This window comes from Dyella sp. 05T440 (assembly GCF_056395965.1).
The window spans coordinates 65,068-79,128 of record NZ_JBFTKN010000004.1 but is presented as its reverse complement, the minus strand read 5'-3'; the positions used below and the strand labels follow the sequence as shown (position 1 = coordinate 79,128).

At 64.4% G+C, this 14,061-nt stretch carries 9 protein-coding genes; 1 reads left to right on the top strand and 8 read right to left on the bottom strand.

Annotated features, from left to right (window positions below; translation table 11 throughout):
- Nucleotides 1-18: 18 nt before the first annotated feature.
- The 6 genes from AC1DE1_RS05970 to AC1DE1_RS05945 all read right to left on the bottom strand — a co-directional run bounded on the left by AC1DE1_RS05970 (nucleotide 19) and on the right by AC1DE1_RS05945 (nucleotide 9,654).
- On the bottom strand, nucleotides 19-1,881 hold the full coding sequence (locus tag AC1DE1_RS05970; protein ID WP_477178961.1) for a M1 family metallopeptidase: 1,863 nt from the start codon (nucleotides 1,879-1,881) through the stop codon (nucleotides 19-21).
- 908 nt (nucleotides 1,882-2,789) lie between these two features.
- Nucleotides 2,790-3,110, bottom strand: a complete 321-nt coding sequence (locus AC1DE1_RS05965; protein WP_477178960.1) for an EF-hand domain-containing protein — start codon at nucleotides 3,108-3,110, stop codon at nucleotides 2,790-2,792.
- A gap of 165 nt (nucleotides 3,111-3,275) precedes the next feature.
- Nucleotides 3,276-4,973, bottom strand: coding sequence for an acid phosphatase (acpA, locus tag AC1DE1_RS05960; RefSeq protein WP_477178959.1), 1,698 nt, complete (start codon nucleotides 4,971-4,973; stop codon nucleotides 3,276-3,278).
- Nucleotides 4,970-6,535: a S10 family peptidase gene (locus tag AC1DE1_RS05955; protein WP_477178958.1), complete on the bottom strand. Its 1,566-nt coding sequence runs from the start codon at nucleotides 6,533-6,535 to the stop codon at nucleotides 4,970-4,972. The genes acpA and AC1DE1_RS05955 overlap by 4 nt, the downstream gene beginning before the upstream one ends.
- Before the next feature lie 21 nt (nucleotides 6,536-6,556).
- Nucleotides 6,557-8,101 carry a S10 family peptidase gene (locus AC1DE1_RS05950; protein WP_477178957.1) on the bottom strand — a complete coding sequence of 515 codons (1,545 nt, stop codon included), beginning with the start codon at nucleotides 8,099-8,101 and terminating at the stop codon, nucleotides 6,557-6,559.
- 257 nt (nucleotides 8,102-8,358) lie between these two features.
- On the bottom strand, nucleotides 8,359-9,654 hold the full coding sequence (locus AC1DE1_RS05945; RefSeq protein ID WP_477178956.1) for an amidohydrolase: 1,296 nt from the start codon (nucleotides 9,652-9,654) through the stop codon (nucleotides 8,359-8,361).
- 207 nt (nucleotides 9,655-9,861) lie between these two features.
- On the opposite strand from AC1DE1_RS05945, the gene AC1DE1_RS05940 reads away from it, so the two are divergent.
- Nucleotides 9,862-11,541, top strand: coding sequence for an AMP-binding protein (locus AC1DE1_RS05940; protein ID WP_477178955.1), 1,680 nt, complete (start codon nucleotides 9,862-9,864; stop codon nucleotides 11,539-11,541).
- A gap of 99 nt (nucleotides 11,542-11,640) precedes the next feature.
- Here AC1DE1_RS05940 and AC1DE1_RS05935 read toward each other — a convergent pair whose 3' ends face one another.
- On the bottom strand, nucleotides 11,641-13,419 hold the full coding sequence (locus AC1DE1_RS05935) for a putative bifunctional diguanylate cyclase/phosphodiesterase (RefSeq protein ID WP_477178954.1): 1,779 nt from the start codon (nucleotides 13,417-13,419) through the stop codon (nucleotides 11,641-11,643).
- Between the two features lie 177 nt (nucleotides 13,420-13,596).
- The gene (locus tag AC1DE1_RS05930; protein WP_477176780.1) at nucleotides 13,597-13,974 is read right to left on the bottom strand and encodes a peptidase C13; all 378 of its coding nucleotides are present in this window, start codon (nucleotides 13,972-13,974) and stop codon (nucleotides 13,597-13,599) included.
- Nucleotides 13,975-14,061 lie beyond the last annotated feature (87 nt).

Sequence of the window (14,061 nt, the reverse complement as noted above, 5' to 3'; positions counted from 1 at the left end):
AGGAGGCGCGCGCGGAACTTACTTGCTGGCGCCCTTGTTCGCCTTGGCGAACACGGATTCCACGGCTTCCTGCGTCAACGGGTGATAACCGCTCTTGGCTTTCGCATAAACCTGCTGCGCATAAGCCAGGCCTTCCGGCGACTTCACGAAGGCCTTGTACAGCGGCATGGTGAGGTAGAGACGGCCGATGCGCGTCATGTGCTCGGCAGCGGCCGGCCACACGTCCTTGTCGCCCGCAGCGATGGCATGGCTATACCAGCGCATGCCGATCTCGGCGTTGGGCGTACCGGTGAGATGCCAGGCAGCGTCGATCTGCTTGATCTTGTCCAGCGGCGTCACGTCCGGCAGGCCGTCGAGGAAGTACATCCATTCCTGCGTGTTCCAGCTCTTCGCGTCGAGCTTGTCGGCGGCAAGCGAACCGCCGAGGAAGGAGGCGCGTTCCTTGTCGATCGCGTTGAAGCGCGGCGAATCGGGCAGCGGTGCATCCTTGGGAATACCCGGCTCATACACCCACTGCTGCACGTCGGCCCAGCTCATCTTGCCCGGGTTCTTGTCGAACAGATTGGCCTTGAGGTAAGCGAGCATCTGTTCGGTGTCGATGCTCTGGAACGCGAAGTGCGCAAAATAGCCCTTCAGATAGGCATCGAACGTGTCGCGGCCAAAGCGCTGCTCCAGCGTGCGCAGGAACCAGCTGCCCTTGTCGTACGGCACTTCGGAGATCGAATCGTCGGCGCCGATGCCGGGCTTGGGTGCGAGGCGCTGCGCGTTCGGTGCAATGGTCTTGTCCCGGATGGACTTCTCCAGGCCGCGCGCGGAAATCAGCGCTTCCTCGTCGGCCAGCGTCTTGCCGTACACCGCTTCGGTAATGCGGCCCTGCACGTAGGTGGTGAAACCTTCGTTGAGCCAGATGTCGCGCCACGCGGCGCTGGTGACCAGGTTGCCCGACCACGAGTGGGCGAGCTCATGCGAAATCACCGAGACCAGGCTCTTGTCGCCAACCAGCAGGGTCGGCGTGGCGAAGGTCATGTTCGGGTTTTCCATGCCGCCGAACGGGAACGACGGCGGCAGCACGAGCAAGTCGTAGCGACCCCACGCATACGGGCCGTAGAGCGACTCGGCGGTCTTGATCAGCTTCTCGGTGTCCTCGAACTCCTTGGCGGCCTTGCCGACCACGCTGGGTTCCGCATAGACGGCCGAACGCGGACCGGTTTCCTTCGCTGCGATATCGCCCGCCGCGATCGCAAGCAGATAGGAGGGAATCGGGTGCGGCTGGTTGAAGGTGAAGTCGCCGTTCAACGGATGGTTCGCGTCGTTGATCGCGCTCATCACCACGCTCACGTCCTTAGGTGCGGTGACGTGGGCGTCATAGGTGAAGCGGATGGCCGGCGAATCCTGCAGCGGCACCCAGGAGCGCGCGTGGATGGATTCGGACTGCGAGAACATGAAGGGCAGTTTCTTGTCCGCCGTCTGTTCCGGCGGCAGCCACTGCAGGCCCGAGGCGGTCGGCACGGTCGAATAGACGATGCGCACCTGCGAGGGATGCTGCGGCGCGGCGATGGTGAGCTTGCTGCCCAGCTCCTTGTCGCGCGGCGCCAGCGCGTACTTCAGCGCGCTGGTCTTGCCCGCGGCGTCGACGGCTTCGATGCGGGCGATCTTCAGGTCGCGCGTATCGAGCACCAGCGACTGCGCCTTGGCGTCCTTCCAGTCCAGCTTCAGCGTGGCCTGGCCATCGAGCTGCTTGTGCGGAAAGTCGACCTTCAGATCCAGATCCAAATGCGTCACGCGGACCTGGTCGGGCTGGGCATAGGAATGCGGGTCGGCGGCGAAGGCGCTCAGCGGCAGCGCGAGGGCGCCGAAGGCGAGGAGGTGGAACGGGCGCATCGGGGAGGCTCCAAAAGCAGGAATGGGGAGTATGCCATTGGAGGGTGAGGGGGCGCGGGTGTGGGAGGTCACCCTGGGGGATGTTGGATTGGCGCGGGGTTTGGCTCCCTCTCCCCTTTGGGGAGAGGGTTGGGGTGAGGGGCCAATCTAGCCTCGTTGTCTGGAGGTGCCTCAGTCTTCTTTTGCCCGTCATCCCGGCGCAGGCCGGAAGTGCTTCACAACAGCCGAATGCTGGTCATTCAGTAGCTTCGGTCTTCGATTGTCGCGATACCGCGACCTGGCTCGCCTGCCGCGGGCTTCCGTCCTCCTGCCGGAGGCCGGGTCACTTTCTCTTGCTTGCCCAAGAGAAAGTAACCAAAGAGAAGGGCCCCCCGGATGACGCGCCTTCCGGGCCTTCGGCCCTCCAGGTGCGCGTGCGGGTTACGGGGTTTTTCGACAGGGCATCCCTGTCCTGTCGAAAAACTGGCCGCATCCATGCGGCCACCCTTCGGGCTTTCCTCCACCCGCCCGCCGCGTCATACGGGGACCCCGGGGATCAAGAGCCATACAACGCGACGTCGCTGGGCCAAGCAGCTCCCTTGTAGGAGCGCACTTGTGCGCGACCAGCCAACGGAGCGATGCACCGCAGCGCTGCGGTCGCGCACAAGTGCGCTCCTACAAGGGTTGACGCGCGTCCGTGGATGGTGATCAACGTTGCCGAGCGCCACTTTTTTTGTGGGAGCGCACCCTGTGCGCGACAAACCTACGGAGCAATACACCCAGGCGTGGCTGTCGCGCACAGGGTGCGCTCCCACAGACGAGCCGTTGCGGTGGAAGCGAGGGTTTGCGTTAAGTCATCATCGCTGTGAGGCGCTGCGCGAACACCGGTCTTCTCCCGAAGGACGGACCGGTTCAACACCGAGCGACAATCAATGCGTCGACGTCGACGTCGCCGGCGCCGGTGCGCGATGGCCTTGCTGCATCGACTTCACATAGTCGACGACGTCCTGCTTGGACACCACGCCTCGATGTTCCTTATCGATCGCATCGAAATGCGCGCGGATGAACGGGACGGGGCCTTTTTCGGCCTCTTCCTTGGTCAGCAATCCGTCCTTGTTCTTATCCGCGATGTCGAAATTCTTCAGCCGATTCTGGGCGTCGTTGGCGATATTCCCCAGGCCCGATTGCGCTTGGGCAGCCGTGGCGGCGAAGGCGGCAAGGGCGGCGATGATCAGAACTGTCTGGCGCATGGCGTGACTCTCTCCCTGAATGACGGGCGGAGTATGTCACCGGGGATGTGAGTGGTTCGTTCGGATGATCGCCCGATGTGGCGTCGTCGCAGCAGCTCTTGTGGGAGCGCACCCTGTGCGCGACACGCCCCGCCGCTGGCAGGGATTGTCGCGCGCAGGGGAGATTTACGCGCTGAAGTCGAGGGCGTTGGTGAGGTCGCCGGGCGGCGGTCCGCCGGCGGCGATCATGGCTTGTTCGCGCATGCTCAGGCCGGGCAGCTTTTCGAGGCCGAAGCGGCGGGTGAGGAAGCGCGCGATGGAGCCGGTGTCGTAAATCGTACGGTCGACGTGGCCCTTCCTGGCATGCGGCGACACTACGATGGCGGGGACGCGTGAACCCGGTCCCCAACGATCGCCCTTGGGCGGTGCGACGTGGTCCCACCACCCGCCGTTTTCGTCGACGGTGATCACCACCATGGTGTGCTTCCACGCGGGCGACTTCTGCATCGCGTCGATGATGGCCATGACGTGGCGGTCGCCGGTATCCACATCCGAGTAACCGGCGTGCATGTTCAGGTCGCCCTGTGGCTTGTAGAAGCTCACGGCGGGCAGGCGATTGGCTTCGATGTCGGCGAGGAAGCGATTGGTCTTGGAGGTTTCGCCCACGCCGCCATCGCGCAGATGCTTGGTGCGCGCTTCCGTGCCGGGTGCGAAGCTCTTGAAGTAGTTCAGCGGCTGATGATGGATCTGGAAATTCGGACGCTGCGGGAACTGGTGCTCGTCACCGTCGCCCTTGCCGTCGAGCGCCAGCTGCCATGCACCCGCGTACCACGCCCACTCGACGCCGGCGGCGGAAAGCACGTCGCCGATGTTCTTGTGGACTTGCGGCGGCAGCGTGTTCGGGCTGTCTTCGGAGGCCAGCAGCGGATTCGTACCTGACTGCGTGCTGGTCGGCTGGTACGGCGGCATCATGGTGTTCACGGCCCAGAAGTCGGGCGTGAGCTGGCTGCGCGAGGCGTACTTGGGCTTGCCATCCATCGCGCTGCGCGGTGAATCGTCGGCCAGCTTCAGGCGCGTATCGTTCGCCTTGCCGCTTTCGGTCACCGCGATGTTGAACTGTGCGGGGCTCTTGTCCGCGTTCGGATAGAACGGCGGTTGCGCGGCCACCAGATACTGGTGATTGAGGAATGAGCCGCCGAACGTGCCCATGAACCAGTTGTCGCACAGCGTGTATTGCCGCGCGAGCTGCCACAGGCGCAGGTTCGAGGCGCTGTCGTCGTAGTGGCCCATCACCATCGCGCCGGTATCGCCCCAGGCGACGAAGCCATCGTTCCTGCCGCCGTTGATCTGGCGCTGGTTGTCGTAGAACGCGTGCACGAGATCGCGCGTCACCACACCATGCGGCAGCGGCTCGCCATCGCCCGTGCGCAGTGCCCACGGTGCATTCGGCAGGCCGGTGAGGTGATCCTGCATCACCTGGTAGTCGCGGTGATTCACCGTCTGTTTGTGGGGCGCCAGTCCATGCCAGATCGGCGGCAGCTCTTTCAGCACGGCGCCGTCGCGGTCGCGCTGCAGGTAAGCCTCGGGCTTCAGCGTGCCTAGTGGCTGTTCCACGCCCGGGAAATTGGCGAACAGGTTGTTGAAGCTGCGGTTCTCCAGATAGATCACCACGACCTGCTGGATTTCCTTGCGCAACATGGCGTCGATGGCAGCGGGTGCTGCTGGCGACGCCGACGGCTGTGCGGCCGCGGCCAATCCCTCCGTGCCACCGAGCGCGAGCGCGGCGCCGCCCAGCGCGATGCCGCCAAGCAGGCGGCGTCGCGAGGGGTCTTGCGGTGTTTCGTCAGTGGATTCGGGGGAAGGCGGGGGAGGCTGTTTGGTCACGGTGCGGCGTCGTCGTAGAAGCGGGACAGATCGGCCTTGGTTTGCTGCAAGGACGTCTGGTCAAGATAAATCATGTGACCCGAAGGATAAAAACCGAACGTGACGTTTTTGCGTTCGGCCGCTTCCAGCCCCAGATGCGTGAGGTCGAACTCGGTCGCGTAGAACGGCGTGGCCAGATCGTAATAGCCGTTGGCCGAGAACACCTTCAGGTGCGGGTTGCGACGCATCGCATCGCCGAGGTCGTCGCCCACGTAGGTCGCCTGCAGCCAGCCGCCGTTCTTCTTGCGCTTCCAGTCCCAGTTCTTGCCGATGGCGCCGTAGTTGTTGGGCAGGTAGGCGCGATCGTCGGTGAACTTCAGTTCCGTGGCGGCGTACTGGTTGAACACGGCGACATAGGCGCCGGTGATCGCATCGCTGGCGGTATCGCCGTCGGGCGTCTCGCCGGCGGCATCCGGATCGATACCCTGGAAACGGCCATCCAGACGTCCGACGGTGAGGCGCTCGTTGCGCAGCAGCTCCTTGCGGAAGCGGCTGGGGCTGATGCGCAGGTTGGCTTCCTTGATGTATTGCGGCGACAGGCCGAGATAGCGGCTCATCTGGCCGGCAACGCGATCGGCCTCTGCCGGATCGATGGTGTCGCCCTTGGCCAGCGCCAGCGTGTAGTCGCCCGAAGCGAAACGGCGCACTTCCGCGAGGAATGTGCCGATATCGGCCGGCTTGTTCGGCACCTTGTTGTGGTACCACGCAATCGCCGCCTCGGTGGGCAGGTTTACGATGTAGCCGTGGTCGATGCCCGGCGCCGCCACCGAGAAATCGAGGATCGACGACATCAGCACGACGCCGTTGAACTCCATGCCCGCTTCCTGCAGCGATTTCACCAGCACCGCGGAACGCGTGGTGCCGTAGCTTTCGCCAAACAGGAACTTGGGCGAATTCCAGCGGTTGTTGACGCTCACATAGCGCGTGATGAACTTGGTGAACGCCTCGGCGTCCTGGTCCACGCCCCACACGTCCTTGCCTTCGGTCTTGCCGGCAAGCTGCGAATAGCCGGTGCCCGGCGCATCGATGAAAACCAGGTCGGTCTTGTCGAGCAGGCTTTGATCGTTGGGCACCCAGCGATACGGCGCCGGCGGAATCGGCTTGTCGCCGTCGTTGGCCACGCGCACCGGTCCGAACGAACCCATGTGCAGCCACATGGACGAGGAGCCCGGGCCGCCGTTGTAGAAGAACGTCACCGGACGCTTGCTGTTCTTGCCGCCATCGGCGGTGTACGCGACATAGAAGAAGCTCACCGTCGGCTTGCCCTTGTCGTCGCGGATGGTGAGGCGACCGGCGGTGGCGGTGTAGCTGATAGTGCGATTGCCGACGCGCACACTGTGCTTAGTCACTACGCTGCGCTCGGGCGGCGTGGGCTGCGCGTTTTCGTCGGCGTTCTTGTCTTTGTCCTTGTCGCCGTGTTCGGACTTGGGCGCGTCCTTGGGTGTGTCGGCCGCGTGCAGCGGAAGGGTGCCCAGGGCGAGCATGGTGGCGAGGGCGAGCGTAGCGAGGTGAGGCTTGCGCATGTCAGTTCGTCTCGTTGGGCGTCAGGAGTGGGTGGTGGCGTCGTAGTAGCGAGCCAGGTCGCCCTTGAGCTGCTGCAGCGCTTCGGTGTTGAGATAAATCATGTGGCCCGACGGGTAGTACAGGAAGTGCACATTGCCGCGCAGCGACGGTTCCAGGTCCATGTGCGAGATGTCGTATTCGGTGTTGAAGAACGGCGTGGCGAAGTCGTAGTAGCCGTTCACCGAAAGCAGCTGCAGGTGCGGGTTGGTGCGCATGGCATGCGCCAGGTCGCCGGCCACGTAGGCCATCAGCAGCGGGCGCTTGATGCCGGCCGCCTGATGCTTCCAGTCCCACGACTTGTTGATGTCGCCGAAGGTCGGGCGGTAGTCCAGGTCGCTGTGGTAGTTGAGCTGGTTGACGATGTAATCGTTGAACGCGGTGACAAAGGCGCCGCTGATGCCGGTGTCGGATGCATCGTAGTCGGGCACTTCGCCTGCGGCGTCTTCATCCACGCCTTCGAAGCGTGCGTCATAGCGGCCGATGGTCCGGCGCTCGTTGCGCAACAGCTCCTTGCGGAAGCGCGACGGATCCACGCGCAGGTTGGATTCCTTGATGTATTCCACAGAGAGGCCGGTATACCCCGCGAGCTGGCGCGCCACCGCATCGGTCTCGGCGGCAGGAACGTTCTGTCCCTTGGCAAGCGCACTCGCATAAGGGCCGCTGGCAAACGCGCGCACCTGATCGATGTACGCCTTGAGATCAGCCGGCTTGTTGGCCAGCTTGTTGTGATACCACGCGGCCGCCGCATAGCTCGGCACGTAGCCGATATACATCTCGTCGTAACCCGGCATACGCATGCCGTAGTTGAGGATGGAGGACATGATGATCACGCCGTTGAACGACATGCCCTTGTCCTGCAGCGCATCCACCAGCGCACCGGAGCGCGTGGTGCCGTAGCTTTCGCCGTAGAGGAACTTCGGCGAATTCCAGCGGTTGTTGATCGTCACGTAGCGCTGGATGGCACGCGAGAACGCCGAGACGTCCTGGTCCACGCCCCAGAAATCCTTGCCTTCGGCCTTGCCGAGCGGACGCGAGTAACCGGTGCCCACGGCGTCGATAAAGACCAGGTCGGTCTTGTCCAGCAGGCTGTCGCTGTTGGCGACCAGCTTGTACGGCGCCGGCGCGGTGGCAGCGGGGCTGTCGGTGGCGATGCGCACCGGTCCGAACGAGCCCATGTGCAGCCACATCGAGGAAGAACCCGGGCCGCCGTTGTAGAGGAAGGTGACCGGCCGCTTCTCCGCCTTGCCGTCCACCGTATAGGCCACGTAGAACACGCTGGCCTGCGGCTCGCCCTTGTCGTCGCGGATGATCACGGTGCCGGCAGTGGCGGTGTAGGACACCGAGTGGCCGTTGATGCTCACGCTGTGCTTGGTGCGCACCGCGGTTTCGGTGCTCGGCGCCTGGACGTCCTCGTCCTTGCTGGCAGCCTTTTTGTCTTTGTCGGGCGGCGCATCCTTGGCCAAGGTCATGGAACAAGGCAGCAGCACAAGGCTGCCGGCCAACAGCAAGGTCAAAAGGCGGCGCATGCAATTCCCCGGGGATTGGATCGATGTAAGCCCCGAGTATGCGTATCGCGCCCAGGCGGCGACCGTGACAAAAGTACTGGTTGGCTTACTTTTCGCTGACGGGTTGTGGGTGCGAGTCCCGCAGGATCATGCGCAAGGAAGCGAGCGTTCACAAAAGAAACGCCGCGAACGCCGGGATTGTGAAAGGCGACGGGCAGGGCATGTCGCCCGGTTACCAGGCTCGTCCAGAGAGCCTGGGAACCGGGCGCATGTTTTGATCAGGACGCTGGCGCGTTGAGATAGTCCAGCGTGGCCTGCAGCATCGACGCCATGCCGATCTTCAAGGCGCCTTCGTCCATGAAGAACTTCGGCGAATGGTTGGCGGGGGCTTTGAGTGCGTCCTGTCCCACCGGCGTGGAGCCTACCCAGAAATACACGCTGGGCACCTCGTTGGCGAAGTAGGCAAAGTCTTCCGACGCCATCCAAGGCTTGGCTTCGATCACGTGATCGCCACCGATCGCTTTGCCGATGCTCTCGCGCACGCGTGCCGTGAGCGCAGGATTGTTGACCAGCACCGGGTTGCTGTCGCCCACCGGTATCTGCGTTTCCACCGTCGCGCCGTTGGCCGCCGCGATGTGCTGTGCAATATCCTTCAGATTATCGATGGCTTGCTGGCGCATGCCGGCGTCGAAGGTGCGCAGCGTGCCCTGCATTTCCACCTGGTCGGGCACGATGTTGTAGCGCGCGCCGCCTTCGATGATGCCGAAGCTGAGCACGGCCGGGTAGTCGCCGATATTGAGCTTGCGGCTGACGATGGTCTGCGCCGCGCCGATGATTTCGGAGGAGGTGACGATGGGGTCGACGCCGTTCCACGGCATCGCGCCATGTGTCTGTTTGCCGTGCACCACCATCTTGAACCAGTCCGAGCCGGCCATGGCCGGACCGGGACGCACACCCACCGTGCCGACATTGAGCGAACTGACCACGTGCATGCCGAACATCGCGTCGGGCTTGAAGTCGCGGAACACACCGTCCTTGAGCATCAGCGATGCGCCACCCTGTTCGCCCGGGGGCGCGCCTTCTTCGGCCGGCTGGAACACGAACATCACTTGGCCCGGCAAGTCCTTCCTCATGCCGGCCAGCACCGTAGCCAGGCCAAGCAGCATCGCCGTGTGCGCGTCATGCCCGCACGCATGCATCACGCCGACCGGCTTGCCGCGATATTCGCCCTTGGCCTTGGAGGCGAACGGAACATCGACGTCTTCGGTGACCGGCAAGGCATCCATATCGGCGCGGATCGCGAGCTTCGGTCCCGGCTTGCCGCCCTTGAGGATGGCGACGACGCCGGTGTGCGCGATGCCGGTGTGCACCTCCAGCCCTAGCTTCTTCAATTGCGCCGCGACGAGCGCCGAAGTGCGTGTCTCGCGATTGCTCAGCTCCGGATGCTGATGGATGTCGCGACGCCACGCGGTGACTTGCGGCAACTCGCCTTGCACGAGTTGCGTGGTGTCGGCGGCATGAGCGGTACCGGCGAGGACGGTTGCGAGAGCCAGGGCGAGCGAGGTCAGGCGCATAGGGTGTCTCCACGAATGGTGGCTCGATCCTAACGCCTGCGGCAGCTTGTTGTTGTTGTGGGAGCGCACCCTGTGCGCGACTCGCCGGGCGACAGGTTTCGCCCAGGAGCGTCGCGCACAGGGTGCGCTCCCACAAGGGAAAGCCGGGCGCCATGGAGGCCACAACCCCAGTGCTATGCTCATTCCCCGACCATCGAGGCCGACGAGATGCCCGCTGCGAGCTACGTCCATGGTGTCAGTTCCCAGCCGCTGCTCGGCGATACCGTCGGCACGCTGCTCGACCGCATCGCTGCCCGCTATCCGGAGCGTCCGGCACTGGTGGCGCGGTCCCAGGACATCCGGCTCGACTACCGGCAGTTCCATGCCGAGGTGGAGCGTGTTGCGGCCGGGCTCATGTCGCTGGGATTGCAGCGCGGCGACCGCATCGGCATCTGGGCGCCCAACCGCTACGAATGGGTAGTGCTCCAATTTGCAGCGCCCAAGCTCGGTCTGATCCTGGTCAACATCAATCCCGCTTACCGCCTGCACGAGCTGGAGTACGCGCTCAACAAGGTCCGTTGCCGTGCGCTGGTCTTGCCGCGGCGCTTCAAGACCTCGCATTACCTCGACATGCTGATGGAGCTGGCGCCGGAGCTGAGTCATGCGCAGGCAGGACTGTTGCAGTCCGAACGCCTGCCGTCGCTGCGCGAGGTGATCCTGCTCGATGATCAGGCGGCGCCGGGTACGCGTCGTTGGAGCGAGCTGGCCACCTGCGCCGACGAGACTGCGATGGCGCAGATGCGCGAGGTGCAAAGCCAGCTCAATTTCGACGACCCGGTGAATATCCAGTTCACCTCCGGCACCACCGGCGCCCCCAAGGGCGCGACGCTCACCCATCACAACATCGTCAACAACGGGTATTTCATCGGCGAGGCGATGCGGCTGACGCAGCTCGATCGATTGTGCATCCCGGTGCCGTTCTACCACTGCTTCGGCATGGTGCTGGGCAACCTCGCCTGTGTCACGCACGGAGCCTGCATGGTGATACCCGGCGAGGGCTTCGATGTGCTCGCCACGCTGGAAGCGGTACAGGAGGAGCGCTGCACCGGCCTGCATGGCGTGCCCACCATGTTCATTGCGCAGCTCGAGCACCCGCAGTTTTCCCGCTTTGACCTCAGCTCGCTGCGCACCGGCATCATGGCCGGCTCGCCGTGCCCGATCGAGGTGATGCGTCGGGTGGTGAGCGACATGCACATGAGCGAAATCACCATCGCCTACGGCATGACGGAAACCAGTCCAGTCAGCTTCCAGTCCACCACGCAGGATCCGCTGGAGCGCCGCGTCGACAGCGTGGGCCGCATCCATCCGCACGTGGAAGTGAAACTGCTGGACGAGCGCGGACGCACCGTGCCGCGTGGCACGGCGGGCGAGCTATGCACGCGTGGCTATTCCGTCATGCTCGGCTATTGGGAGGACGAGGAGCTCACCCGCGAGGCGATCGACGAGGCCCGCTGGATGCACACCGGCGACCTGGCCGTGATCGACGACGAGGGTTATTGCAGCATCGTCGGCCGGCTGAAGGACATGATCATCCGCGGCGGCGAGAATGTTTACCCGCGCGAGATCGAGGAATTCCTCTACACCCATCCCAAGGTCCAGGACGTGCAGGTGTTTGGCGTGCCCGACGAGAAGTTCGGTGAACAGGTGTGCGCGTGGGTGCGGTTGCGCGAAGGCTGCGCGTCCAGCGAGGCGGAGATCCAGAGTTATTGCCGGCATCACCTGGCCTATTTCAAGGTGCCGCATTACGTGCGCTTCGTCGACGAATTTCCGATGACGGTGACGGGGAAGGTGCAGAAGTATTTGATGCGCGAGGCGATGGCTGGAGAATTGGGCCTGCCCATGACGTGAACCCCCTGTGGGAGCGCACCCTGTGCGCGACTTCGGCTACAGAGGAAGATCGAATCTCCGCGGTCGCGCACAGGGTGCGCTCCCACAGGGTAAGGCTGGCTATTGGCCCCAGCGAACCGCGCGCCGCGACGGCATGCCTTGATGCGCGGTCAACCACGTCGGCACATCATGCGACGGCATGGGATGCGCAATATGAAACCCCTGCGCTTCATCGCAGGCCATGCCAAGCACGCTCTCGTAGATGTGCGAGGTTTCCACCCCTTCCACCACTACGCGAAAACCCATATTGCGCGACAGCTCCGCCACCGAGCGCACGATCGCTTCGTCGTGCTGGCTGGTGCCCATGCCGCGCACGAAGGACTGGTCGATTTTCAGGCTGGTGGCCGGCATCTGCCGCAGTGCGGCCAGGTTGCTGTAGCCGGTGCCGAAGTCGTCGATGGCGATGCCGGCGCCGAGCTCGCGAATCGCGGTGAGATGGCGGCGCGTGACGGCGCTGTGCTCCATCAGCGTGCTTTCGGTGAACTCGAGCTCCAGCGAATCGAGGCCGATCTTGTGCCGCTCGGCGACGCTGCGCAGGCGGCCGACCAGGTCGGCGTCCAGGTCGGTGCTGGAAACGTTGAGCGACAACTTGATGTCGTGCCCGTCGCGGCGCCAGGCGGCCAGCTGCGCGAGGCTGTGCTCCATCACCCATTGCGTCAGCGAGTGCATCAGGCCCGCACGCTCGGCCAGTGCGACGAAGTGCGCGGGAGGGATGGAGCCCAGCGTGGGATGGTGCCAGCGCGCGAGGGCTTCCACCGCCACGCAGCGGCCGGTGTCCAGGTCCACGCGGGGTTGGTAGTGCAGGTCGAGTTCGGTCCGCTCGTTCAGCGCGGCGGCCAGTTCGGTGACCAGCAGGAATTCCTGTCGCTGCTGTTCGTCCTGCATGCGGTTGTATACCGCCCAGCCGCGCGGACTCTGCTGCGCGGCATGCGAGGCGTTCATCACCAGGCGCAGCGGATCGCCACCGCGCAACTCGTTCGCATGGATCTTAAGCAGGCCCACGCCGGGCTGGATCGTCAGCGGGATGCCCAGGCAATCGAACGGCCGGCGCAGGCGCGCTACCAGATCGTCGAGGCGCGTGCTGTCATCGAGCAGGTGATGATCAGGAAGCACGGCGGCAAAACGCGTCGCGCCTACCTGATAGAGGCGCGTCTGGGGCGGTATCCATTCGATGGTGCGTGCGCCGACGGAGCGCATCAACTCATCGGCGTACGCATACCCCATGGCGCGGATGAATGCATTGAAACGCTGCACCGGCGCCACGTCGATGGCGATCACCCACGCATGCGGCACGCCTTCGTGCAGATGCTTGCGCAGATCGTCGAAGAACGCGTAACGATGCGGCAGCTGGGTGATCGGATCGGTGCGGCCAAGATAGCTGCGCAACACCACGCCGGCGCCGATCAGCGAGGCGGCGTCGCGCAGGCTGGCCTGCTCGCTCTCGTTCAATGCAGTGCGCGGCTGCGAGTCCATCACGCATAGTGCACCGATGTGCTGGCCGGTGAGCGTGCAGACCGGTTCGCTGGCAAAGAAGCGGATCGGTCCCAGGCCTGTGGTCAGTGGCAGTGCGTCGTCGCGCAGGCGCTCATCGGCAAGCGTATCGAGCACCACCTGCGATGCGAGACTGCGCGCTGCCTGCAGCAACAACGGATGCAAGGCGCGCGGTCCGCCGGACGGCAAGGCGTTGCCATCGGCAAACCAGTAAGCCGCACCGCTGTTGAGCACCAGCGCCACCTGCGGAACGCCGAGCGTCCGCGTCATCAGGCGCACCACGGCATCGAAGCCCGGCACAGCCAGGCTCTCCGCCGAAGCGGCGGCTTGCTCCGGGGATGTTTCCACGGCAGGCGGTGTTGGCTGATGCCCAGCCGCGATCTGCCCCGGACCCCATCCCGTGGTCGTGCGCATCGCCGATTGCCCCCTAAGGACTGGTGTCCCGATATGCAGGCGAGGCTACTCCAGCCGCTTCGCGGACCGCAATCTGTCAAATAGTGGTACGGCTCTTTGGGGTGTGCGTGCCTATGGCTTGATGCTGAAATCCACTTCGACAGGATACGGTGCAGGCTTGGCAGGCGGTGGCGGCAGGGTCCAGCTGGCGAAGTGGCTGGCCATGCATTGCGCCACCTGTGTCTCGGGTTGCACTGCGATGCGGGACAGACGTCCATCGGCGGCGACGTCGGCGACCAGGGTGAAAGGCGACTTGTCCGGCGGCTGGGTGGCGGCCAGACAGCTCTTGTACGCATCCGTGGTGGCGTTGCCGATGCGATCCCACATCTGCTTCTGATAGGCCGGCCCGGTGGCGGCGCCCTCGGCCAGCTTGGCCTGGGTGACGCGCGCGTGGAAATCCGCGCCAGCGTTGGGACTCAGTTGCAGGGCGAGGGCGAGCAGGATCGACATGGCGGTTCCGGCCGATGAGGAGGCATCACGTTAGCAGCAACGTCCCTTTGTAGGAGCGCACTTGTGCGCGAACGCGGCCTAATAGGC